This is a genomic window from Legionella nigrisilvae, from assembly GCF_977063395.2.
The window spans coordinates 694,454-719,147 of record NZ_CDRUGZ020000011.1 but is presented as its reverse complement, the minus strand read 5'-3'; the positions used below and the strand labels follow the sequence as shown (position 1 = coordinate 719,147).

The window sequence follows — 24,694 nt, the reverse complement described above, 5'->3', positions numbered from 1 at the left end:
GCCCTATTCTGCCATCTTGTAAATAAGGAATGTTGCTATAATTTTAGTAACCCCTGATTATAAGGAAACATAATAAAAAATATGCGATATTTATTTCTTACTTATTCAATGACCCATGTACAGGTATCTAAAATTGAATCGTTACTTAAAAAATAGCACGAATCTATTGTTTAGGTTTGCTGCTACTTCTCCAACCTTAGCCGTACTGGTCGCGGCCCTATTTTTTGGTGCAAGTACTCCATTCGCAAAATATCTTGTTGGTCAAATTTCTCCTATATTGTTGGCTGGGTTACTTTACATTGGTAGTGGTTCAGGATTAATTATAATCCGCGTGATCAAAGATCGGGGCTTTAGCCCTTCTGGTCTGGTAAAAGGCGATTGGTTTTGGTTATTAGGTACGATGATTTGTGGCGGAGTACTGGGTCCCATTTTATTAATGGAGGGTTTGCAACAAATAAATGCAGCAAGTGCATCCTTACTTTTGAATTTGGAAGCAGTTTTTACTGCTTTGATTGCTTGGTTTATTTTTAAAGAACATACAACAAAGCGTATTGTGCTTGGTATGTTTTTAATTGTCGCCGGAGGTATTTTATTATCTGTCCCTCATGGCACTCTGACTCCAGAAAATATATTTGGCTTTATTTGCATCGCAGGTGCATGCTTATTTTGGGCTATAGACAATAATTTGACTCAAAAAATTTCTGCTGGGGACCCTTTTTTCATAGCGGGAATTAAAGGACTCGTTTCGGGAATTGTAATTGTCGCTATATCTCTTTCCTGGGGAATAAAATTACCCGATTACGTAATTATGAGTTATGCCTTGTTAACTGGTTTTATTGGTTACGGAGCCAGCCTGGTTTTATTCGTGCTTGCTATACGTGAGCTTGGTACTGGAAGAACCGGAGCTTATTTTTCTACCGCACCATTTATCGGCGCACTTATTGCAATTGTATTTTTTCATGAGGCTACCTCAATTTCTTTTTGGATTGCAATGGTGCTAATTGTCATTGGTGTTTGGTTGCATCTCTCGGAACACCATCAACATATACACACGCATGAAACGCTTGCTCATACCCATTCTCATCTCCATGATGAACACCACCAGCATAGTCATGATTTCCCATGGGACGGTAAGGAGCCTCACATTCATGCTCATGTGCATCCGCTTATGAAGCATTCGCATCCGCATTATCCTGATATCCACCATCGGCATAAACATAAGTGAACAACAGCATCATCCCCAGTTAAAGCAGTTCAATTTGCTGTGTACGTCTCATCGGAAATACCATCTTGCTTTGATAATAGGTTAACTACCGTAAAATGTTCATATTTTTTGGCAAGACTTAGAGCAGTTGCGCCATTATAATTAGTCAGTGAAGCGTCAGCTCGAGCTTTTAATAACTGGTTTACAACGTCTTCGTGACCGTATTCTGCGGCAAACATCAAAGCGGTATGCCCAGTATGATTACTTTGATCTATGTTTACTCCTGCTTCTAAAAGGGCGGCTACAACATCAGATTGGCCATATTCCGCCGCGACCATTAATGCGCTCATGCCATTTTTTCCAGCTTGATTAATGTCCATACCCGATTTAATAAACCGTTTTATTATATCGATATGTCCCTGGCCCGCGGCGTAAAGTAGGGATAATAAATCCTCACGACATTTTTCAATCATGTGGTTATTTTCCTGGAGTTGATGATGATGTCCAATCAATACGAGGAATGGATACTCCTATCATCGTATCTCGAGTCACGATTGTTGCTAATTTTTCTTCACTCCAATCTTCCGTGCCTTTAGGTCGCAAAGGTAACATCATAAAGCGCGATTTCTGATTCGAATCATGCACACGCACTTCTACATCAGGCGGAATTATAGTACCGAATTCAGCCAACACCTCTCGTGGCCATCGAACTAAGCGGCGTCTATAATTAGGCCGTTCATACCAAGCTGGTGCAAACCCTAATACAGGCCTCGGGTAGCAAGAACACAAGGTGCAAACCATTGTATTATGCAATTTTGGTGTATTTTCATAGACAACGAAATAAGTATAATCACTGGGAGTACCAGAACCAGTTGGTCTAAGCCAATCAATGCCCAACTCTTTACAGGCCGCTACGCCATCTGCGAGCAGTCGCTTTTTAAATTCCGGATCGACCCAGGCACGCGCCACAACTCGTGCTCCGCCTTTGGAGGACTCCATATCATCATGCCATTCCATAAATCGACGATAATCTTCGGCCGAAAATAACCCTTTTTCAATGGCTAATTCTCTAATAGTAGCCTCTAAAACAGTAAATTCATAAGCTTCATCGTTCTCTTCGATTTTATCATGCTCATGCTCATGTTCATGTTGCTTGCTCATAGCATCCTCTCTTTAAGTTATCCTGATTTATTTGTCTGGTGGAAAGTCAAGCCAACGCTCAGAAAACTCTGTTTCTAAGGTATCAATTGGCTCTCCTGTATAATCTGACCATAAATCAGCAAGTTTAAATCGAACCATATAAAAAGGTTCAGCTCGACCATCTTCTCGTCCCCAGGCTTCATCCTCAGGAATAACCCAATCTGGTCTTAACATAACAACTTCACCTATATGGTTGCGGGTATAACCCTGTGTCCGTGTATGAAATAATGAGGGTAAATCTTTAACAATGACACGATCACCAATCTTAAATTTATTCATTTGATATATCCCTCCCGTCGACGGATTACATCCATTTTCTGAATTAACTCATCTGGAGTAATCAAACCTTTTTCAATTAGCATCTTTGCTATAGCCAACAACCAACGTGCATAGTAAGGGGTGGCGAAATATATGGTTTCACCCAAATCATTCTCCCGACGACGTCTTTCTTCAGAACACCAATGTCCACGCCAAGCCAAACACTCTGCAACACAATGAGTACTTTTTTCCCAGAAAGCAGTTTTATGTTCCGATTTATCAAGTGGACCATCGGGTTCTCCGCCCACGTCATGAACGACATGTAAAATGGCCTCTGCCTCTTTTTGTGTAATTGTAAGAGGGAGATCCATATTTTTACTTTGAGTTACATGCTTTAGAAGCGCTTCATAGTCGCTCGATACCTTTTTATTCATAATGATCACCTATTCCTTTTAACGATTAAACATTCACCTATAAGGTTAAATATAGAACAATTAATTTAAATTATCTAAATGTAATATTAGGAAGAGGGATTAAAGTTAAGTGAATACGAAATTTAGATGAATACAATTAGGCTTGAGGATGCGATGTCTTTATGAATTTATTATGAAAAATTTTAATAAGAGAGGGAATAATAAGAGAATAAATTATGGTACCTAGGGTGGGACTCGAACCCACACGGTGTCACCACCACCGGATTTTGAATCCGGCGCGTCTACCAATTCCGCCACCCAGGCATTTGAGCGGCCATTATAACAAAGAAATAAATTCTCACAATGGATTTTTGTATATATTATTTAAAAAATAACGAAGGATTAAAGAGGGATTTGTGAAGAGATATCATTTTATTATTTTTAGTTTTTTTCTTGCACAGCTGATGACTCTTAGTTATGCAGTGAATTGCCCAGATCCACAAAGCACATCTTTAAAATGGGGTATTCCTCCACCTCCTTGGGAAGAGAATCCCTATTCACCTAATCGCCCACAGGGGGATAAAGATACTTATTTCCTACGGGCAAATATTTTAATTGCTGGATATGGTCAAGGAGTGGTTTGCACTTATAGAAATTCAGCAGGCGATTACTCAATTTGGTGGCAAGTGCGTACCAAAATTCCATCGCGTCTTGACTATAATTGGATTGATACCATGGGAGGCTTCGTCTGTACGCAAGGATTAGAGCAATGCCAATTTTATACAACATGAGCTAGACCTTCATATGATTTTGCAAGTTTTTAAGTTTTCTGAAGTTCCATTCAATATCATGGCTTTAATAAATATGGTCTATATTATTTAATGTCATTTACTGAAATGGAGTTTGCAAATGAAAAATGCTAATTTAGCTTCAAGATGGGCAAATCGATTTATAGCAGTTCTTTTTTTAATGAGCAGTCCAGTGATTGGAGCCTATGCTGCTTGTTGTTCAGGTCATGGGGGAGTTGCTTCTTGTAATGGTACTACTGGAGTCCAGATGTGTAAGGATGGTACCGCTTCTCCCTCGTGTAAGTGTAAGAAAACCAAGAGTACAACTACTATAAAATCCCGTACCATTAAAAAAACAGCTCCAGCAACCACTACAACGACAACAACGAAATCAAAAAGCTGGTGGGGTGGAAAATCAACTACTACACCCGCTACTAAAACTAAATCAACTACCACAACAACTACAAGTGCTAAAGGCTGTTGTTCAAAACATGGAGGAGTAGCTCAATGTGATACATCTACAGGTTATTTAAGATGTAAGGACGGTGTACAATCACCTTCTTGTGCTTGTCATTAAGCATTTATCACTCGGCTATTAGTGGGATAATTGTAGCCCGGATCGAACATCCGGGCTTAAAATTAATCCAATTATATTTTAGAGGCTTAAATACGATCCTCAGTGATATCGATCATCATTTGGAGGGACTTTTTAGCATTATTGATAACCCATTGCTGATCCTGTTCAGGCAATCTGTTTCTACTTCCGGTAAATTCATTGACTACATCACCAGCTTTAACTTCATTATAAGACATGGTTTTTCCTTGTCTAAGTAAATCGACCAGTGCAACCAGATGCGGGGGGTCGTTGCGTGACATCGTAGCGCAGCCACAACCTATTCCTTTTTCATTTTCTTTGTTAGGGGCTTCCGCTAAGTTAACTACGTCTATATTCAAACTTTTACAGTGTTGTTTTAGATTTTCTACCATGTGATTTTCGGTACCAATAGCATAACGTTTGGTTTTGGCGCGATCATGAACTACATAATCCCAGATGAACGCTGTGGAACCTGAGTGTTGTGCTATTTTAATTACGGAGTTTCGGCATTCTGGATGAACGATTGTGGTGTATCCTTGATTATGCCAATAATCGCACATTTCGGGTTGATAATGGGTATGCACGGCGCATTGGCTTGCGAATAATATTAACTGTGCTTCATCAAACTGTTTTAAAGTTTTTGAATCTTGATTCGCAAGTGAATATTGAGCTCCAGCAGTTCCACCCGGCCAATAGGCAAGATTTTTTATCCCTAACCAATAGGCGACGTTTTCACCCATATGTTGATCCGGAATAAAAAGAATCTTTTTATTTTGTTTTAGTGCCCATTGAAATATTTTTTTTACGTTGGAACTTGTGCAAACGGCTCCACCTTGAGCACCAGTCAACGCCTTGACTCGACCTGATGTGTTCATATAGCAAACCGGTAAAATATTTTCGGAACCATACCGCTCATTCAAATCAAGGAAAGCAGGTTCAACCATGAAATCTTTGGCAAGCATTTCCATTGTGCAACCGGACTTAGGATTGGTGATATAAACGTGTTGGTTTTTATTCGCCAAAATACTAATTGATTCCGCCATGAAATGCACTGCAGATTCAATGATGACGGATTTTTCCGGGTGTTCCGCTGCCATCAAAGCTAATTGATAGGAGTCACCGATAAGTCCTCCAAATTGTTCAACCAGGCGAACAATATCCCCACCCATGTAATAATGAGCTAAAAGGAGTAATCGCTCACCAAAATGATCCTGAGCTTTTTTAAGATAAGGAGTCATCCATGCTAAAACGGTCGTAAGTTTTCGATCTGGAAGAGCTTGGTATTCCTGGGCATATGGAATAAACTCTTCTTGATACCAGTCAATTGGGTAGTCACTCTGACAAATGCTCATATCATTTCTGATGTGCATTAATGTGGCTTCAGGTTTGTAAAGTGTGGAGTTTTTAAACATCTATTGGCCTCAATTCAATTTAAACTGATCTCTTAAGTATATTGTAGCTTGGTTATACTTTCGCTACCCAGGCTAATTTATTATTCTGGTGAAGTATCCATCAGACCAAGTTTAGCAATGCTTTCTTGTGCCTCGGCTTTTTTATTCGGATAATCTTCACGAAAGTGTCCCCCACGTGATTCTCGTCTTGCTAGAGCTGCCCTTACAATTAATTCAGCATTGAGAATAATATTTCTTAGCTCAATAAAATCTCGAGTGATGGAATGCTTCCAATAATATTCTTCAATTATTTTTTTACGCTTCATTATTAATTGTAGTAGATCTTCAAGTCCTGCCTCTGTTCGCACAATGCCCGCATAAGAAGTCATTTCTCCTCTTAGGCCACGCCACTGTGCATTGATTTGGCTGGCACGTCTGGCGTTGACTTCACTGGGCGCGCTCCAATTTGGAATATGTTCCGAGTATTTCCAAGGAGCAGAAATATCTTTTAAAGTACACCGAGCTGCATTGGATCCCATGACTAATGCTTCGAGCAACGAATTACTTGCGAGACGATTGGCGCCATGTAACCCTGTAAAAGCAACTTCGCCAATGGCGTAAAGTCGTTTTAAATCAGTACGTCCATCAATGTCTGTTAGTACACCCCCACACTGATAATGGGCCGCGGGGACAACCGGAATCATATCTTGGCTCATATCAATGCCAATGGATAATAATGTCGCATAAATTTGTGGAAAACGTTTTTTTAAGAATTCTTTGGACTGATGGGTAATATCAAGATAAACATATCCCATTTGACTGCGTTCAATCTCACTAAAAATAGCACGTGCGACTACATCACGTGTTGACAGCTCCATTTGCTCTGGAGCATAACGTTTCATGAATCGTTCGCCTGTTTCAGCGTTTTTAAGGAAAGCACCTTCTCCGCGTACCGCTTCTGAGATGAGGAAATTATTTAAAGTATGATGATGCAGAAGAGTAGGGTGGAATTGGTAAAATTCCATATTCCCAACACGAGCCCCAGCTCGATATGCCATCGCCACGCCATCTCCGGTCGCAACCATGGGATTGGTCGTATACCGGTAGGTTTTACCTGCACCGCCTGTTGCTAACACCACACAGTTGGCTAAAAAAGTATGAATTCGATTTGCGGCACAATCCAGAACATAAGCTCCTAAAATCTCTCCTTGAATGTCGGTACGATGGGGATGGTAATAAGTAATTAGGTTTACAGCGACGTGATGCTCAAAAAAATGAATTTGGGGCTGTTGTTTTGCCAACTGATTCATTGTTTGCGTAATCGATAAACCGGTTTGATCACCGCAATTAAAAATACGTCGGTGTGAATGCCCGCCTTCTTTTGCAAGATGAAAACTTCCTTTGTTGTCTTGTTTAAAGTGGACATTATACTGGCCCAGTTGTTTTATCATGTCGGGACCTTGTCGAATTATGAATTCAACTGCGGGTAAATAACACAATCCATCGCCGGCTACCAAAGTATCCGAAATGTGTGATTCTAAGGAGTCTTCTGCAGAAAAAACAGCAGCAATTCCACCTTGAGCATAGCGACTGTTACACTCAATCGCTTCAGCCTTACTGATCAGAGCAATTTTTAATCGGGGTTGCAGGCTGATAAGCTGTAAACAATATTGCAGTCCTGCCAGCCCTGTACCCATAACAAGGACATCAAATTCAAAGGTTTGCCCTTGTTGGGAGAGCATATTACTCATAAAAAGGCCTTTACTAACTGGGTTGCTAGGCCCGTATAGTTCTCTGGGGTAAGTTTTAGTAATTGCTCTTTGGCTTTTTCAGGTATTGCTAACTCTTGAATGAATTGTTTGAGACTTTGCTCATCAATTCCATGGCCACGGGTTAACGATTTTAATTGTTCATATGCATCAGGCAAATTATAACGTCGCATCATGGTTTGTACTGCTTCTGCCAATACTTCCCAATTTGCCTTTAAATCCTCTTGTAAAGCACGTTTATTTATTTGTAATTTATCATTGCCTTTTGCTAGAGATAAGTAGGCAATTAGGCTATAAGAAAACGCCATCCCTATATTACGCAATACAGTAGAATCTGATAAATCTCGTTGTAATCGTGATTGAGTAAGCTTATTGGCAAAATGAATAAATAGAGCATTGGCCATCCCTAAATTTCCTTCTGCATTTTCAAAGTCAATGGGATTAACTTTATGAGGCATGGTGGAGGATCCCACTTCTTCAGCTACAGTTTTTTGTTTAAAGTAGCCAAGAGAAATATAACTCCAAATGTCTTGAGTATAGTCGAGCAATATATTGTTAATACGCACCATAATTTGTGATACTTCTGCCAAACCGTCATGTGGCTCAATTTGGGTCGTATAAGCATTGAAAGATAAACCCAGTGATGTAACAAAGTTAGCACAATGTTTTCGCCAATCTACCTCGGGATAAGCAATAGTATGGGCGTTATAGTTACCAACAGCACCATTGAATTTACCAGGAATCAAGACTTCACATAATTGCTGTTGGGGTCTTTTGAGTCGAGCGACAAAATTGACTAACTCCTTGCCCATGGTTGTGGGAGTTGCTGGTTGGCCATGGGTTCTGGATAACATAGGCACATCAGCATGTTGCTTACCAAGCAGCGTAATGCCACCCATAATTTCAGCAAGGGTAGGTTGAATGACCTGGGCAATGGCCTGTTTTACCATTAATGCATAAGCTAAATTATTGATGTCTTCTGAAGTGCATGCGAAATGAATAAAGGCAGTAATGGCCTTCAAAGTAGCATGATGTTGGAATTTGTCTTTTAAATAATATTCAATTGCTTTCACATCATGATTTGTCTGTCGCTCAAATTCCTTAATTTTAAGAGCTTCATCCTCATCAAAATTGGTAATCAGATTATTGAGGAACTGTTTAGTCTTTTGATCTAATGGGGGGACCTCGGTAATAGCTTGATTAGCTGCTAAAGATTCAAGCCAGCGGATTTCTACAGTCAGGCGATAATAAATTAAGGCGAATTCACTAAAATAAGGACTCAAAGCCCGTGTTTTATTAATATAACGCCCGTCGATTGGAGAGATCGCATTTAAAGCAGTAAGAGTCATAAGTAGCTAGCCCTAATGGTAAAGCACATATAATATTAGATGCGCGAGCAGATGTGAATTAAAGTGAGGAATTTTATCAGAAATTGATATTTTTTTAATATGATTGTGTATAATGATTTCATTTTTAAAAATGAATCACGGCATTTCATGAAAACAATCATTGAATCCTATCAAGCAGGCTTGTTTCAGAAGAAGTATTGGCTCCAAAATATTATCTCCGGAATTATCGTAGGGGTTGTCGCTTTGCCTTTAGCAATGGCATTTGCTATTGCTTCGGGTGTGAGACCAGAACAAGGGATTTATACAGCAATTATTGCTGGTTTGATTGTTTCTATTATGGGAGGAAGCCGGTTACAAATCGCTGGCCCAACCGGAGCTTTTATTGTAGTGCTGTCAGGTATCACAGCGAAGTATGGAGTTTCTGGCTTACAAATTTCAACGATACTCGCCGGGTTCATGTTGTTATTTTTTGGCCTTGCTCGTCTGGGAGGCATTATCAAGTTTATACCTGCTCCAGTGATTATTGGTTTTACGGCAGGTATTGGCGTAGTCATCTGGGTAGGGCAATGGCATTACTTTTTTGGTCTTCCTTCAGGAGGAAGCGGTCATTTTCATGAAAAATTATGGTATTTAATACAGACTCTCCCTCAGCTTAATACAACTACAACCATTTTAGGCTTTTTTTCACTCTTCACCGTCATTTTTGCAAATAAAATTCCTGGACTGAAGCGTGTTCCAGGTCCTCTCGTGGCTCTATTAATTGTGACAGGATTGCAATCGGTTTGTCATTTTTCTGGAGTTGCGACTATAGGTTCCTTATTTGGTGGGATACCTCAAGGCCTACCTGAATTTAAATTACCCAACTTGACAATCGATCGAGTGATTGAGTTGATTGGCCCAGCGTTTACTATCGCGATGCTTGGTGCTATAGAGTCGCTTTTATCAGCAGTTGTAGCGGATGGGATGGCCGGTACAAAACACAATTCCAATCGGGAGTTACTCGGCCAGGGAATTGCAAATATTTTTGCACCCTTGTTTGGAGGATTCGCAGCAACCGGAGCGATTGCACGTACTGCGACAAACATTCGTAATGGGGGTAATAGCCCTTTAGCGGGTATCATCCATGCGCTCACTTTAATTTTAATTATTCTTTTTCTAGCTCCTTTGGCCGTGAATATCCCACTTACCGTATTGGCCGCAGTTTTATTTGTGGTGGCTTGGAATATGAGTGAAGTAAAACATTTCATTAAATTAATTAAGTGTGCTCCAAAAGCTGATGTAGTGATTTTGTTGGTTACCTTTTTCCTTACAGTGTTTGTGGATTTGGTAGTCGCAGTAAATATTGGCGTAATTATAGCTATATTACACTTCATACGGGGAATGGCGACCAGTGTTGAGGTGCAGCAAATGACTCAGGAAGAATTAGCACATGAATTGGCACGCCAAAATATAGAAACCTTACCCGATGGGGTATTGGTTTATGCTGTAGAAGGGCCTTTTTTCTTTGGAGCAGCGGAAGCATTCCAACATGCTTTAGCTGTAACTCATACCGATCCTAAAACTTTAATTATTAGAATGCGCTGGGTTCCCTTTATGGATGTTACGGGGTTACAAACTTTAGAAGAAATTATTGAAGATTTGCAGGAACGTAATGTGAGAGTCATTTTAAGTGGGGCTAATCCCCTGGTAGAGGAAAAGTTGCGTAAGGGCGGTATTATTAAACTTTTAGGTAACGCCAATTTCCATAAAGAATTTTCCCAAGCATTAATTGCATGTAATGCATAATCTCATTCAAATATCGGTACTCATGCTCAGGAGTAGCTTAAAAACTACTTTATTCTGGGATATGAGTACTAATGTTTCGGGTAACTAAAGTTTCTATTTCCCATAGCCCCACATTTTAAGTAAAATGATTATCATTTTATGGACTTGGGGTAGTTATGACGGTCAAAACACATATTATTGATTTAGCACATCTTGGCATGCATGACCTAGAGCAGGTTGGTGGAAAAAATGCTTCCCTTGGAGAGATGATCAGTCATTTATCCTCAGCAGGCGTATCTGTTCCGGGTGGATTTGCGACTACTGCGGATTCGTTCAGAGAATTTCTGTCTCAAGATAATTTAGATAAAAAAATCTATGCAAAATTGGCTTCTTTAGATGCAGACAATGTACAGCAATTAGCGGTTATTGGGAAAGAAATCAGAGAAATGATTGTTAATACACCATTTACCCCTGATTTTGAACGTGCTGTTCGAGAGGCTTATGACCAGCTGTCACAGTCCATCGGCCATGATAATTTCAGTGTAGCCGTTCGCTCATCAGCCACAGCTGAAGATTTACCGGATGCATCATTTGCGGGTCAACAAGAAACTTTTTTAAACGTCAAAGGAATTGATCAAGTTTTGCTCTCGATAAAACATGTTTTCGCATCACTTTTTAACGATAGAGCGATTACTTATCGTACTCACCATCAGTTTGCTCACCATGAAGTAGCTTTATCCGCGGGTATTCAACAAATGATTCGCAGTGATATGGCTGTAAGTGGTGTGATGTTTACTATGGATACTGAGTCTGGTTTTGATCAAGTGGTATTTATTACATCTTCTTATGGTTTGGGAGAGATGGTTGTCCAAGGAGCAGTCAATCCTGATGAGTATTACGTACATAAACCAGGTATCCTAGCAGGAAGACCTGCGGTTATTCGAAGAAATCTCGGAAGTAAAGCTCTAAAAATGATCTACAATGATGATCTCAGCAAGCCAGAACGAGTTAAAACCGTAGAGGTTGATCCGAAAGAGAGATTACTGTTTTCTTTAACGCAAAGTGAAGTAGAGCTTTTAGCTCATCAAGCCATAATTATTGAAAAACATTATGGTAGACCGATGGATATAGAGTGGGCAAAAGATGGTTTAAATGGTCAATTATATATTTTGCAAGCTCGTCCGGAAACCGTTAAAAGCCGAGACAATAAACAAATATTGGAGCGCTATACCTTACAACAAAAAGGTAAAGTGTTGGCTGAAGGACGAAGTATCGGACAACGTATAGGCCAAGGTAAGGCAAGAATTATTAAAGATGTAAATGAAATGGATCGGGTGCAACCTGGTGATGTGTTGATTTCCGATATGACGGATCCTGATTGGGAACCCGTAATGAAACGTGCTGCCGCTATTGTGACTAATCGTGGTGGTAGAACATGTCATGCGGCTATTATTGCTCGTGAATTGGGTATTCCGGCCGTAGTGGGCTGTGGGGATGCCACGAAAACGATACGTGACGGTGATGAGGTTACGGTCAGCTGTGCGGAGGGAGATAACGGCTACGTTTATGAAGGATTGTTGCCATACGAACAAGCACGTCTTGATGTAGACACCATGCCTGAATTGCCAATGAAAATTATGTTGAATGTAGGTAACCCTGAAAGAGCCTTTACATTTCAATCCATACCTAACTCAGGAGTAGGTTTGGCGCGTTTGGAATTTTTAATTTCCAATACGATTGGGATCCATCCCCGTGCCTTACTTGATTTTGATCAATTGGAAGATAAGGAATTAAAGCAATTCATTACTGAAAAAACAGCAGCTTATAATTCTCCCGTTGAATACTATATTGAGCGCTTGAAGGAAGGAATCGCAACGATTGCTGCTGCGTTTTATCCAAAACCAGTCATTGTAAGATTGTCAGACTTTAAATCAAATGAATATGCAAATCTTGTCGGTGGAAATTTATATGAGCCGCATGAAGAAAATCCAATGTTGGGTTTTAGAGGTGCATCACGATATGTTTCTGAGTCATTTGCAGAATGTTTTGCTTTGGAATGTAAAGCCGTACGACGGGTTCGCGAAGATATGGGTTTAACTAACGTAGAAGTCATGATTCCATTCGTACGAACAGTAGATGAGGCGGCTAATGTAATTCAAGTTTTGAAGCAACATGGACTTGAGCGAGGTAAGCATGGGTTACGGGTGATTATGATGTGCGAATTACCTTCCAATGCATTATTAGCTAAAGAATTCTTAGAGCATTTTGATGGGTTTTCTATAGGTTCTAATGATTTAACGCAGTTGACCTTAGGATTAGATAGGGATTCAGGATTAATCGCAGCTCAATTTGATGAACGTAATGAAGCAGTGAAGCTTCTTTTGCATATGGCAATTACTGCATGTAAAAAGGCTAACAAATATATAGGCATCTGTGGACAAGGTCCCTCGGATCATCAAGACTTTGCTCAATGGTTAATGAAAGAAGGGATAGAAAGCGTTTCACTTAACCCAGATTCAGTTTTAGAAACATGTTTATTTTTGGCAAAGCAATAGAATTGGGTGGAAGTCAATGTAACTGAGAAGCCTGAGCACAAAAAAACCTATTCGCAGTTTAAGCAATCAAAATTTGTGGCCTAAGCTGCAGAATAGAAGCCTCATTACGTGTATGGAACAGTGATCTTAAATTTGTAAAGAGGTCTTCTACTCCAGTCTAATTATCATAGCTTTAGCGAGGTATAAAATATTAATGCAAGTTTTAAAATGGTTGCTTCTAATTGCAGGAATAATCCCTGTTATTGCTTTTGCTTCTCCTGAGGCTAGCCATGCTGATCCGGTTGCATTTGTTTTACTCGGCGTTACTACTATTTTTTTCTTTGCAATTATTGGCCGTTATACGGCAAGACGCATCAATCAGCCTAGCGTACTTGGGGAATTGCTCATAGGAATTCTTATTGGAAATTTATTCTATTATTACGGATCCCCCTTAGCAATTTTATTACGAGAAGGTTCCTCAATTTTTGATGCCGTTAAGGAAATACTTCATGGAGTGCCATTAAATCAGGCAGTTAGTTCGGTTATTCCTAACCCAAATTATGCACAGCAAGTTGTAGGTGCTTTGAGTGGACCGCATGGTTCCGATTATCTCAAAATTGCTTATATAGTTGATATTTTTTCAAGATATGGGGTTATTTTTCTGCTATTTATGGTGGGGTTGGAAAGCTCGCTAGAGGAAATGAAACATACAGGTCGCGATTCGCTTATTGTTGCTTTGATTGGTGTGATTGCCCCAATGTTTTTAGGATTTGGTACCGTTTATTTATTGATGCCCGATGCCTCCTACCAATCCGATTTATTCATTGCGGCGACCTTGAGTGCAACCAGTATCGGAATTACTGCACGGGTGCTTACCGAAATGAAAAAATTACGCACTAAAGAAGCAAGGACTATATTGGGTGCGGCAATGTTAGATGATGTCTTGGGCCTAATTATTTTAGCTGTCGTCAGCTCCTTAGTGATTAGTGGGGTAGTAGATCTTATGATTGTATTGCGTATTATCGTAAGCGCAATGCTCTTTTTTTCAGGCAGCTTATTTTTAGGTCCCATTGTTTTACGCAAGGCGATTCATTTTTTTCGTTTTCTCGAGCCTTGGGAAGCAAAATTATTCATTTCCTTCTTGTTCATCATGACTCTTTCTTGGTTAGCTTCAGTGCTTGAACTTGCCACAATTATTGGGGCATTCACTGCCGGAGTCCTTCTTCATGATGACTATTTTGATGGCGTACCTTTAAGCCAACAAGAAAATCGGAGTATTTATCATTTATTATCGCCCTTAGAGTCTATCTTAGCTCCTATGTTTTTTGTGGTAATTGGCATCCAAGTGAAATTAGAGAGTTTTTATCACTTAAATGTAATTGTTTTGGCCACAGGTTTAACCATTGCAGCAGTGATTGGCAAGCTAGTGAGTGGATATGGCGCGCGCTCCTCAAATGATCGTCTACTAATTGGTATCGGCATGCTACCCCGCGGTGAAGTCGGGTTAGTTTTCGCTTCGATTGGTCGAACTTTAGGTGTTATTTCTGATGATTTATTTTCAGCAATTGTTTTAATGGTCATGGTGACGACATTTATTGCTCCTCTTTTATTAAAAATACGTTACGCTCAGAAAGACAGGAAAATTACATGAGTAAAACTTCTTTACAGATAGAGACAGAGGTGACCCGTGCTTTACACGAAGATGTAGGTGATGGAGATATTACTGCAACTTTATTATCCGCTGATCTTCGAGCTGAAGCAGAAATTATCTCCCGAGAAGCTATGGTTGTATGCGGCCAACGTTGGGTGAATGAAGTATTTAATCAACTTGATAATCAAGTCAAACTAGAGTGGCAAGTTACTGAAGGAGAATGGTTAGAGGCTCCGACTACTTTATGTAGGTTATATGGCCCAGCACGAAGCGTCTTAACTGGAGAGCGTACTGCCTTGAATTTTCTACAAACGCTGTCTGCTACGGCTACCCAAACCTATCATTATGCGCAACAGCTTCGTGGTACACAGACTCGATTACTCGATACCCGGAAAACACTTCCTGGATTAAGAGCAGCACAAAAATATGCGGTGACTTGCGGAGGTGGCTTCAATCACCGTATGGGGCTTTATGATGCTATTTTAATTAAAGAAAATCACATCAAAGCCTGTGGTTCGGTGGCACAAGCCGTTGCATTGGCAAGAAAAAATTATAAAAATGTATTAGTTGAAGTGGAAGTTGAAACTCTGGATGAGTTACGTGAAGCAATTGGTGCTCGCCCTGATAGAATTATGCTGGATAATTTTAATCATCATATGCTTGAAGAGGCGATTAAAATAAATCAGCCCAAATGTTGTGCTTTAGAAGTGTCTGGAGGAGTTACCCTAGAAAATATTGCTACAATTAGCCAATTAGGGGTGGATTTCATTTCTGTAGGTGCAATTACTAAATCAATCCAGGCTATAGACTTAAGCTTACTTATTAGGAATATTTTATGATGCCAATGATAGTTTTTACCGGAGGAGGTACAGCAGGGCATGTGGCACCTAACCTGGCATTAATACACGAATTCAGCAATAAAGGTTGGGAAATTGCTTATATAGGTTCTGCTCATGGAATTGAAAAGCAAATGATAGAACCTCTTAAAATACCATTTTATGGCATAAGCAGTGGCAAATTACGTCGGTATTTAAGTCTAAAAAACTTATTCGATCCTTTTAAGATCGTATTTGGTATTGTGCAATCTTTTTTCTTGCTTAATAAATTAAAACCGGATGTAGTTTTTTCAAAGGGTGGTTTTGTTGCATTTCCGGTTGTACTAGGTGCTTGGTTAAATCGAATTCCGGTGGTGGCTCATGAGTCCGATATGAGTCCGGGACTGGCAAATCGTTTGTGTTTTCCTTTCGTGAATAAAATTTGTTTAACTTTTGCGGCAGGAAAAAAGCATTTTAAAAAACAAGATAAAATAGAAGTAACAGGAACCCCAATCCGCAAGCAGTTATTTGTCGGTAATAGCGACCATGGACGTGAGCTTTGTGGGTTTCATGCAGAGAAACCCTGTCTATTAGTTATAGGAGGCAGTTTAGGAGCAGGATCTATTAATCGGAGTATTCGTAAGGCGTTACCCCAATTGACCAGGGAATATCAAGTTATTCATATATGTGGAAAAGGAAAACTAGAGGCTTCTTTAGTTAACCTTAAGAACTACAAGCAGTTTGAATATGCTAACGAAGAATTAGCTGATTTATTTGCTGCAGCATCAGTTATAATTTCGCGAGCTGGTGCTAATTCTCTTTATGAAATTTTAGCTCTTGGAAAACCGCATATCTTAATTCCTTTACCCGCTGAGGTCAGCCGAGGAGATCAAATTCAAAATGCTCGTTATTTTCAAAAAATAGGCATTAGTCTTGTGATTGAAGATAGCGCTTTGAATACGGATATTTTACTACAAACTTTACATGAACTGGAGAATAATAAAAGGGATATTAATAATAAAATCAATGAATTAAATATTAAGTCCGCTACAGACCAACTCGTAGCTATTATCGAGGAGCAAGTTCATGTTCAATCCGCAAGCACTGTATGAATTCGTTTGTCATCAATGGGAACAAGAAATTATCCCTAGTTTATGTGATTACATAAAAATTCCTAATAAATCACCTCACTTTGATCCTAAATGGCAGGAACATGGTTTTATGGACAAGGCAGTTTCTCATATTGCTGATTGGTGTAAGTCTCATGCTCCTAAAGGAATGATGCTGGAGATTATGAGACTGGAGGGGCGTACTCCATTAATTTTTATTGAAATCCCTGGCGAAATTGATGAAACCGTTTTGTTGTATGGTCATCTCGATAAACAGCCGGAAATGTCTGGATGGAATGAAGATTTGCACCCGTGGAAACCTGTGTTAAAAGATGGGCGTTTATATGGTCGGGGAGCGGCAGATGATGGTTATGCTGCCTATGCCTCATTAACTGCAATTTGTGCTTTGCAGAATCAAGGATTACCCATCCCGCGTTGTGTTTTGATTATCGAAGCGTGTGAAGAGAGTGGTAGTTATGATCTGCCTTATTATATCGAGCAATTAAATGATCGGATTGGCAAACCCAAGTTAGTGATCTGCCTTGATTCAGGAGCTGGGAACTACGAGCAATTGTGGATGACTACCTCATTACGAGGAAACTTAGTCGGTGAGTTATCCGTTGAGCTCATCCATGAGGGTGTTCATTCAGGTGCTGCAAGCGGTATCGTAGCAGACAGTTTTCGCGTCGCTCGGCAATTAATTAGTCGTATTGAGGATGAGATTTCAGGAGAAATAAAACTATCCGAGTTGTATTGTGATATTCCCGAAGAACGAATAAAACAAGCAGACCAGTGTGCTCAAGTATTAGGAGAGTCTGTTTATGCAGAATTTCCCTTGCATGAAGGAGTTGAGCCGTTAACGAAGAATAAGACTCAATTGATTCTAAATCGGACATGGAGACCTGCGTTAACTGTCACCGGAGCTGATGGATTTCCTTCTATAGAGAACGCAGGCAATGTTTTACGACCAAAAACTGCACTAAAATTATCTATGCGTTTGCCCCCTTTAGTAAACCCTAGACTTGCAGCAACAGTGATGCACGATGTATTAACTAAAGAACCACCGTATCAAGCTAAAGTGAGTTTTAATATCGGAGATGGTTCACAGGGGTGGAATGCGCCTCAACTTGCTTCTTGGTTAGAACAAGCGGCCGATGCGGCTTCAATGGCTTACTATGGAAAGCCAGCTGCTTATTTGGGAGAAGGGGGTACTATTCCTTTCATGGGGATGTTAGGTAAGAAATTCCCAGATGCTCAATTTATGATTACCGGAGTTTTGGGCCCTCATTCCAATGCTCATGGTCCTAATGAATTCTTGCACTTAGATATGGTGAGAAAATTAACTGCATCGGTGGCATATGTACTTTATCATGTAAGGTAATGTATTTGTTAAGCTAAGCATTTCCTCAAGTTAACCCTCTCCATTAAAGAGGGGGTTATATATTATAATTTTGATAAATTCTACCTTCTCTCGGAAGAAGATTCCCGCAGAATGGGTAAAGCAAGTGATGAGAGATAATACTTCTTGATCTAAAACTCATGCTATTTAATCTATTGAAACGAGCAGAAAATTTCATCCAAATTTTGTTACGTATTGAACTTAAAGCAAAAAAAATTAAAAAACTCTCGACATAAAGTACAAATCTTGGGATACTTTTGCCGGCTCTGGAACGAGCCACTTAGTCCAACAATTAGGAGAAAATTATGAAAGCAAAATTTATTGCTACTGTTTTGTCATTATCTGTAGTTACTTGCTCTACTCATGCAGTTGTCACTAAAGAAATCTCAGTCAAAAAAAAAACCCCTGTAGTAATTCATAAAATTGATCTCAACACAGCTGATTTATCAATGCTTACCGGTTCAGTTAAAGGCATAGGAAAAAAGCGAGCTGAAGCGATTATCGCATATCGTAAAAGTCATCATGGTTTTAAGTCTTTGGAAGAGCTGGCTGATGTGAAGGGCTTAGGCCAACATTTTGTGACATTGAATCGTGATAAATTAAATCAAGTGTTTGTTATTAATAAAATAGAATAAGAATTATATAAATTAAGTGGAACACTTTTATGTCGCTGTTGTAAGTATTAATTAATTACAACAGTGACACACAAGTGAAGAACGTGATTTAGAGTGTCTGTATTGGTGTGTTAATTTCATCTAAATCATGTTTTAAATGACTTATTTCGCTCTTAAAGAATGTAAAGCTCGTTGCTGATCGAATCGGAATAAACCCTCTTTTATGCTGAATGGCTTTAAGAAGTTTCCCGATATCACTTTCTTTATCTTTTTCTTTGCTCAACTCATTATTTATTTCAATTTCAGTCAAAGTAGCTAATTTATTTTTGTCTTCAATAGACAGCTGTTGGAACGCTGTTTCAATTGCCTCAATTTTCTTATGTGGATCAGAAGAAAAGAAACCCGCTCTCTCTAAAATCCCTTTATTTACTGTTTCTATAAATTCATTAATCTTTTCCAAGCGTTTAATTTCAGTGACTATCTTTGCTAAACTTTCTTTTTCGTTACAGCTCATTATTTCTTGTTTTATTTTGCTTGTATCTGTTTTATTTAGACGCAATCTTCCAAGAGCGATTAACAGATCAGGTTTTATATTATCAGCAGGTAATTCAACGGGCTGATTTAAACGTTCTGGTTCGGGTATTGGTTGTTTTTTAAGTAATAATTCCTTGAGTTGAGCGTTCTCTTGCCGCAAAGATTCTAACTGAGGTTTAAGATCAATCACATCAGTTTCAGGTTCTTGGATTTGTTTCCCTTTTTCAACTCGCTTAAGTAAGCTATTTTCTTTTCGTAAAAACTCCAACTCAGATTTAAGCGCGGCTGTCTCGGATACAACTTCACTAGATGGTATGGTAGTTTGTTCCACTATCTTGAGTTGTTGTTGTAATGAAATGTTTTCGTGCTGTAAGGTTTCTAACTGTTTTGTAAGTTCAACGATAGTTTGCTCGTGTTTTTGTGCAGAATTAATGTTTCTTTTTAATTCGTTATTTTCGTTTTGAACAATCTGTAATTGTTTCTTCAACTCTTCTAAAGTTCTGCTGTTTTGTTGAACAGTGCTACGGGTTTTTTCTATTTCCTTTTTTTGCTGCTCAATGAGTTCTTGAGACGATGATTCAACTTTTTGTAATCGTATAAGTTCAAGTTTCTGTTGCTCAAGCTTTTTGCTCGTTTCATCAGCGTCATGCTCAAGCTTCGCGTGTTCTTGCTTTAACAGTTCTAGCTGTTTATTAGATTCCTCTAAAGTGAGCGTTGTTTGTTTTAGGGTTTGATTTGTCTGTTGTAATTCTTCCTGAGAAGCAGATAATTCTTTTCTAATTTTATCTAAAACGGCTTGCCATTGTGCGTGATAAACATTGATAAGTTGAGTGAGGGGCATGTCTTGCAAGGCTTCGGCTCTTTGAGGCTCTTTCTCCATCAAACTTTTTCTAAAATCACGAATATATTGATTGATTTTCTCTTGATTTCCTTGCGGGAAACCAAGATTTTGAAAAGTCTCATTAAGGACTTCTTCATGCCTTTTTGCTTCCTTGGCAAATTCTTTCACAACTTCGTAACGGGCATTAGCTATTCCAAAACATTTTCTACATTGTTCTAATGATGCTCTTATTTCATCACTGAATATTAGGGCTTGTTTTGCTTTACTCTTTTTTAAATTGATAATATCTTGCAGACTTTGCTCAATTGCTTTGCACATCGAGGTCCATTGCAAATCTATCCCAGATGTCTGCGCTTGTCCTTTACCTGTTCTCTTTGCTTCAGCTACAGCTGCTCTTTCCTCTTCGGGTAATACACTAAAAGGGGTTCGCATGAAGTCAGCTAAATTAAGGATTGAATCAAGGAGGTTATTTACTTTGTCTGCATACTTACCTTCGAATAACTCTTTTGGACGTTGGGGAGCAATGTCTTTAAATAGTAGAAGATGTAATATTTTTTTATGTTTTTGAGATGGAGTACCCTCGAGACTGTCAAAAAATTTTTGAGGTGTAAAACCTTCAGGAATTAATGGTTTAACAAAAGTATGAACTATGTCGATTTGTTCCTCACTCAACTCAACAATCGGCTTGTCGTTCAATTTTATTCCTAAGCGTAAATAAGCACCCAACAGCGCTGATGCATCAATTGCGGCTTTGCCTGGCTGGGGGATATGAAGTCGCTGATCTCCTCTCAGGCTTATAAAATTAGCAATGTTGTCCATTATCTTTTTATATTCAGGAGTATCTTTTCCTTTATTGGTTGCTTCTTTTAAAAAACAAAAAAGATTGAAAAGAAGTTTAGCTATTAGATCCGGTTCGCCTTGAGTCCATTGTGATAATTCATTTGATTGTAAGCTGCTGGGCATAATAAATTAAAACCTCAAGTTAAGATTATCTATTTTGGGAATGGTAGTGTATTATATAATCAATTTGATTACAAAATATATTTTTAATTGGAAATTGAACCATAAAGGAATATTTAATATAATCAAATTGATTTCAGAATATTTTTTAATTTAACAAAATTAGAGCATATGGGAAATTTTGACTCATTTTAAGCGTATAATTTTAAAAATAATTTGTGATTGTTGATGCATAATAGTATCAAAAGCTACTTATTTTTGATTCCGATGCTTACCAAAATTGAAAACTCTCTTCATGTATAAAAATTCACTCTTTAATTTTAAATTGTTGTGTAAGAACTGTCGATTTTTATCCAAATTTAGTATAAAGTAGCGCAAAAAAAAGAACGGGATAGTGCAGCTTATGTTCAGAAAATTAAGGGGCGTGTTCTCCAATGATTTATCAATTGATTTGGGAACAGCTAATACATTGATTTATGTGAGAGATAAAGGGATTGTTCTAAATGAACCCTCTGTAGTGGCTTTACGTAATGAATCAGGACAAAAGCGCGTTGCGGCAGTAGGTCTTGAAGCGAAGCGTATGTTGGGAAGAACCCCAGGAAACATAAATGCGATTAGACCAATGAAAGATGGTGTGATCGCTGACTTTTTTGTTACTGAAAAAATGCTGCAGCATTTCATTCATAAAGTTCATGAAAACAAATTTTTACGTCCAAGTCCTCGTGTTTTGGTTTGTGTTCCCTGTGGTTCGACCCAAGTTGAACGTCGTGCGATTCGTGAATCTGCAATGGGTGCTGGTGCTCGTGAAGTATTTTTGATTGAAGAACCTATGGCTGCTGCTTTAGGGTCTGGAATGCCGGTTGAGGAAGCCAGTGGCTCTATGGTTGTCGATATAGGTGGCGGTACAACCGAAGTTGCGATTATTTCCTTAAGTGGAATTGTTTACCACCAATCCGTTCGTATAGGTGGTGATAAGTTTGATGATGCGATTGTATCTTATGTACGTCGAAACTATGGAACCCTTATTGGTGAAACCACCGCAGAGCGTATTAAACATGAAATTGGCTCCGCATTTCCAAGTCGTGATTTGTTTGAAATAGAAGTCCGAGGAAGAAACCTGGCTGAAGGAGTTCCTCGTAGTTTCATCCTTACCAGTGCAGAAATTTTAGAAGCTCTTCAAGAGCCCTTATCAGGTATTGTTGGCGCAGTGAGAGCTGCGTTGGAATTAGCTCCACCTGAGTTGGCTGCTGATATTGCTGAACGAGGTATGGTTTTAACCGGAGGCGGGGCTCTGTTGAAAAACATAGATACTTTGCTCATGGAAGAAACCGGTTTACCTGTATTAATTGCTGAAGATCCGCTGACCTGCGTAGCACGTGGTGGTGGTAAAGCTTTAGAAACCATGGATTTGCGCGGCGGTGATTTCCTCTCAACAGAATAATACGTATAACAGATTATTTAGTAGGCGCGGGTACAGTTCTATTGGATTTGTGCTCGCGCTTGTCTTTTCTGTTTTTTTGATGTTTTCAGATTATCATTATCGTTATTTAGATAATGTGCGGAGTGGTTTTTCCTTTGTTGTTGCTCCTTTGCAATATGCAGTAGATTATCCTGTTCGCGTTATTGGTTGGGTACAGTCTCTGGTTAGTGCGAAAAAAGCTTTAATAGCCGAAAACATGCAGTTACGGTATCAGCAGACCATGCTGGAGGCCGAATTACAAAAATTAATTATCATTCAAAAAGAAAACTCTCAACTGAAAGAGTTACTTCTCACTTCATCAAAAGCAGATATGAGTGCAATGGCTGCCCAAATTCTTGCTGTTGATACGAGTAATTCACGTCAGGTCGTTATCTTAAATAAAGGAAAACGTGATGGTGCCTACGTTGGGCAACCCGTTTTAGATGCCAAAGGCGTTATGGGGCAAATTGTTGATGTAGGTCCTATAACCAGTACAGTCTTACTTATTTCTGACTCCAAGAGTGCTGTCCCGGTACGAAATAATCGTACTGGAGAACGTGCGATTCTTGTGGGAACGAATGACATAGAGAAATTATCTTTAATTAATTTACCGAAAACCTCCTCGATCCACCCAGGCGATGTATTGGTGACCTCAGGCTTGGACAGGCATTTCCCTGAAGGATATCCTGTAGGGCGTGTAGAAGAGGTGAATAGCATTCCTGGTGAAGATTTTGTTAAGGTGAAAGTAAAACCTGTTGCCTTACTTAATCGTAATCGGCTGGTGTTACTGATCTGGCAAGATGCGGAGCAAGAGCAATTAAATACGCAAATTAATGAACGTTTAAATGCTAAGGAGACTATGTGATGAGAAATCTTCGCATACGGTTATGCTTGGGATTTATTGTGGCTCTTCTATTGTCAATATTACCTATGCCTGAATTAATCTCTGCTTTTAGGCCTCCTTGGGTTCTATTACTCGTGCTTTATATAGAATATTTTTTACCGGGCAATTTTCGATTGACCACCTTATTGTTTGTGGGATTATTATTGGATGTTCTATTAGCAACGGTAATTGGAGAACACTCGTTTGCCTTGCTTTTAGTTACTTGGATTGCTTCCAGCAAATCCAGACGATTCCAATTCTTCTCTATGATGCAGCAAATATTTTTAATTGGATTTTTTTGCCTTTTATATCAATCAATTATATCTTTAACTACGGCCCTACTTGGTTTCAACTATAGTTTGTTCATGCCTGTAGCGAGTGCTTTAGTGGGCATGTTTATCTGGCCATGGATCCGCCTCCTTGGTGAAGATACTTTGTTGAAACGCTTGGTATATCGTTAAACTTCATCCAATCGTTGCGAAGAACCTTCATTCTGTATCACAGTACTAAGATGAAAGGGCCCTGGTTTTACTCGGGATGAAGGGTTTGGTTATAGGTGATGTATTGTTCTATATTCCCCAGGCTGTAAATTCTCTAAGCTCCAATTACCTATTCTATGGCGAACCAATCTTAAGGTAGGGAACCCAATAGCAGCAGTCATTCTACGAACCTGATGATTTTTTCCTTCTTTTAAAATAATTTCCAACCAGCTTGTAGGGATGTTTTTACGAAAGCGAATAGGGGGATTACGTGGCCATAATAGAGGCTCATCAATGATTTTAACTTCGGCAGGTAAAAAGCTAATATCTTTGAGTACTAAACCTTTTTTCAGCGGAACTAAATCCATTTCATCAGGGATGCCTTCTACCTGAACCCAATAATATTTTCTTTTATTGAATTTGGGGTGAGTTAACTGATATTGCAGCGTACCGTTATTCGTTAATAATAATAGGCCTTCGCTGTTCTTATCTAACCTTCCTGCTGCGTAAAAATCAGGTTTGTTAATGAAAGCAGCTAATGTATGTTCCGGAGCTTCACCGGAGAATTGGCTAACAACCCCATAGGGTTTATTGAACAGTATAATTTCTGGCATTAAGTATGATATAAAAAAGCTTAAGTGCGTGTATAGTAGGGTCTTTTTCTATTATGAGCAATTCTAAATTC

The 24,694-nt window shown here is 39.1% G+C and carries 22 protein-coding genes and 1 tRNA gene; 13 read left to right on the top strand and 10 right to left on the bottom strand.

The annotated features are described in order from the left end of the window. Positions 1–133: 133 nt before the first annotated feature. Complete coding sequence (locus tag ACWTE2_RS03265) at positions 134–1,225, top strand: DMT family transporter (protein ID WP_454784120.1); 1,092 nt, start codon at positions 134–136, stop codon at positions 1,223–1,225. 29 nt (positions 1,226–1,254) lie between these two features. Here the strand turns inward: ACWTE2_RS03265 and ACWTE2_RS03260 are convergent, their stop codons facing one another. From ACWTE2_RS03260 to ACWTE2_RS03240, 5 genes are all read right to left on the bottom strand, one after another. After that, positions 1,255–1,677, bottom strand: coding sequence for an ankyrin repeat domain-containing protein (locus ACWTE2_RS03260; protein WP_454784119.1), 423 nt, complete (start codon positions 1,675–1,677; stop codon positions 1,255–1,257). Between the two features lie 4 nt (positions 1,678–1,681). Then, complete coding sequence (gene scnC / locus ACWTE2_RS03255) at positions 1,682–2,365, bottom strand: thiocyanate hydrolase subunit gamma (protein ID WP_182391083.1); 684 nt, start codon at positions 2,363–2,365, stop codon at positions 1,682–1,684. Between the two features lie 27 nt (positions 2,366–2,392). Beyond that, a complete protein-coding gene (locus ACWTE2_RS03250) occupies positions 2,393–2,683 on the bottom strand; it encodes an SH3-like domain-containing protein (protein WP_182391082.1) in 291 nt (96 codons plus the stop codon). Beyond that, a complete protein-coding gene (locus tag ACWTE2_RS03245) occupies positions 2,680–3,096 on the bottom strand; it encodes an SH3-like domain-containing protein (protein ID WP_182391081.1) in 417 nt (138 codons plus the stop codon). Before ACWTE2_RS03245 ends, ACWTE2_RS03250 begins: the two co-directional genes overlap by 4 nt. Positions 3,097–3,312: 216 nt before the next feature. After that, a tRNA-Leu gene (locus ACWTE2_RS03240) sits at positions 3,313–3,399 on the bottom strand. A gap of 140 nt (positions 3,400–3,539) precedes the next feature. Here ACWTE2_RS03240 and ACWTE2_RS03235 point away from each other — a divergent pair. Next, the gene (locus ACWTE2_RS03235; protein ID WP_454784436.1) at positions 3,540–3,866 is read left to right on the top strand and encodes a DUF3757 domain-containing protein; all 327 of its coding nucleotides are present in this window, start codon (positions 3,540–3,542) and stop codon (positions 3,864–3,866) included. Between the two features lie 118 nt (positions 3,867–3,984). Next, positions 3,985–4,440 carry a hypothetical protein gene (locus ACWTE2_RS03230; RefSeq protein WP_454784118.1) on the top strand — a complete coding sequence of 152 codons (456 nt, stop codon included), beginning with the start codon at positions 3,985–3,987 and terminating at the stop codon, positions 4,438–4,440. Between the two features lie 86 nt (positions 4,441–4,526). On the opposite strand, the gene nadA is transcribed toward ACWTE2_RS03230, so the two are convergent. The 3 genes from nadA to purB all read right to left on the bottom strand — a co-directional run bounded on the left by nadA (position 4,527) and on the right by purB (position 8,967). Then, entirely contained in the window at positions 4,527–5,870 is a 1,344-nt protein-coding gene (gene nadA, locus ACWTE2_RS03225; protein ID WP_454784117.1) for a quinolinate synthase NadA, read from the bottom strand. An 80-nt stretch (positions 5,871–5,950) separates the two neighbouring features. After that, complete coding sequence (gene nadB, locus ACWTE2_RS03220; RefSeq protein ID WP_454784116.1) at positions 5,951–7,600, bottom strand: L-aspartate oxidase; 1,650 nt, start codon at positions 7,598–7,600, stop codon at positions 5,951–5,953. After that, on the bottom strand, positions 7,597–8,967 hold the full coding sequence (purB, locus tag ACWTE2_RS03215) for an adenylosuccinate lyase (RefSeq protein WP_454784115.1): 1,371 nt from the start codon (positions 8,965–8,967) through the stop codon (positions 7,597–7,599). The genes nadB and purB overlap by 4 nt, the downstream gene beginning before the upstream one ends. 147 nt (positions 8,968–9,114) lie before the next feature. Here purB and ACWTE2_RS03210 point away from each other — a divergent pair, with 147 nt between their 5' ends. From ACWTE2_RS03210 to ACWTE2_RS03180, 7 genes are all read left to right on the top strand, one after another. Continuing rightward, entirely contained in the window at positions 9,115–10,752 is a 1,638-nt protein-coding gene (locus ACWTE2_RS03210; RefSeq protein ID WP_454784114.1) for a SulP family inorganic anion transporter, read from the top strand. 155 nt (positions 10,753–10,907) lie between these two features. Continuing rightward, complete coding sequence (gene ppsA, locus ACWTE2_RS03205) at positions 10,908–13,286, top strand: phosphoenolpyruvate synthase (RefSeq protein ID WP_454784113.1); 2,379 nt, start codon at positions 10,908–10,910, stop codon at positions 13,284–13,286. A gap of 193 nt (positions 13,287–13,479) precedes the next feature. Next, positions 13,480–14,916, top strand: coding sequence for a cation:proton antiporter (locus ACWTE2_RS03200; protein WP_454784112.1), 1,437 nt, complete (start codon positions 13,480–13,482; stop codon positions 14,914–14,916). Next, complete coding sequence (gene nadC / locus ACWTE2_RS03195) at positions 14,913–15,755, top strand: carboxylating nicotinate-nucleotide diphosphorylase (protein ID WP_182391073.1); 843 nt, start codon at positions 14,913–14,915, stop codon at positions 15,753–15,755. The genes ACWTE2_RS03200 and nadC overlap by 4 nt, the downstream gene beginning before the upstream one ends. Further along, positions 15,752–16,843, top strand: coding sequence for an undecaprenyldiphospho-muramoylpentapeptide beta-N-acetylglucosaminyltransferase (locus ACWTE2_RS03190; protein WP_454784111.1), 1,092 nt, complete (start codon positions 15,752–15,754; stop codon positions 16,841–16,843). Before nadC ends, ACWTE2_RS03190 begins: the two co-directional genes overlap by 4 nt. Next, the gene (locus tag ACWTE2_RS03185) at positions 16,818–18,221 is read left to right on the top strand and encodes a M20 family metallopeptidase (protein WP_454784110.1); all 1,404 of its coding nucleotides are present in this window, start codon (positions 16,818–16,820) and stop codon (positions 18,219–18,221) included. The genes ACWTE2_RS03190 and ACWTE2_RS03185 overlap by 26 nt, the downstream gene beginning before the upstream one ends. Positions 18,222–18,544: 323 nt before the next feature. Continuing rightward, positions 18,545–18,874: a ComEA family DNA-binding protein gene (locus ACWTE2_RS03180; protein ID WP_454784109.1), complete on the top strand. Its 330-nt coding sequence runs from the start codon at positions 18,545–18,547 to the stop codon at positions 18,872–18,874. Between the two features lie 88 nt (positions 18,875–18,962). On the opposite strand, the gene ACWTE2_RS03175 is transcribed toward ACWTE2_RS03180, so the two are convergent. Further along, the gene (locus ACWTE2_RS03175; protein WP_454784108.1) at positions 18,963–21,191 is read right to left on the bottom strand and encodes a CCDC158 family protein; all 2,229 of its coding nucleotides are present in this window, start codon (positions 21,189–21,191) and stop codon (positions 18,963–18,965) included. Between the two features lie 400 nt (positions 21,192–21,591). On the opposite strand from ACWTE2_RS03175, the gene ACWTE2_RS03170 reads away from it, so the two are divergent. The 3 genes from ACWTE2_RS03170 to mreD are packed head-to-tail and all read left to right on the top strand — an operon-like array spanning position 21,592 to position 23,991. Further along, the gene (locus tag ACWTE2_RS03170; protein WP_003636696.1) at positions 21,592–22,629 is read left to right on the top strand and encodes a rod shape-determining protein; all 1,038 of its coding nucleotides are present in this window, start codon (positions 21,592–21,594) and stop codon (positions 22,627–22,629) included. Next, on the top strand, positions 22,607–23,512 hold the full coding sequence (gene mreC / locus ACWTE2_RS03165) for a rod shape-determining protein MreC (RefSeq protein ID WP_182391068.1): 906 nt from the start codon (positions 22,607–22,609) through the stop codon (positions 23,510–23,512). The genes ACWTE2_RS03170 and mreC overlap by 23 nt, the downstream gene beginning before the upstream one ends. After that, complete coding sequence (gene mreD, locus ACWTE2_RS03160) at positions 23,512–23,991, top strand: rod shape-determining protein MreD (RefSeq protein WP_182391067.1); 480 nt, start codon at positions 23,512–23,514, stop codon at positions 23,989–23,991. The genes mreC and mreD overlap by 1 nt, the downstream gene beginning before the upstream one ends. Positions 23,992–24,080: 89 nt before the next feature. Here the strand turns inward: mreD and ACWTE2_RS03155 are convergent, their stop codons facing one another. Next, entirely contained in the window at positions 24,081–24,623 is a 543-nt protein-coding gene (locus ACWTE2_RS03155; protein WP_454784107.1) for a pseudouridine synthase, read from the bottom strand. Positions 24,624–24,694 lie beyond the last annotated feature (71 nt).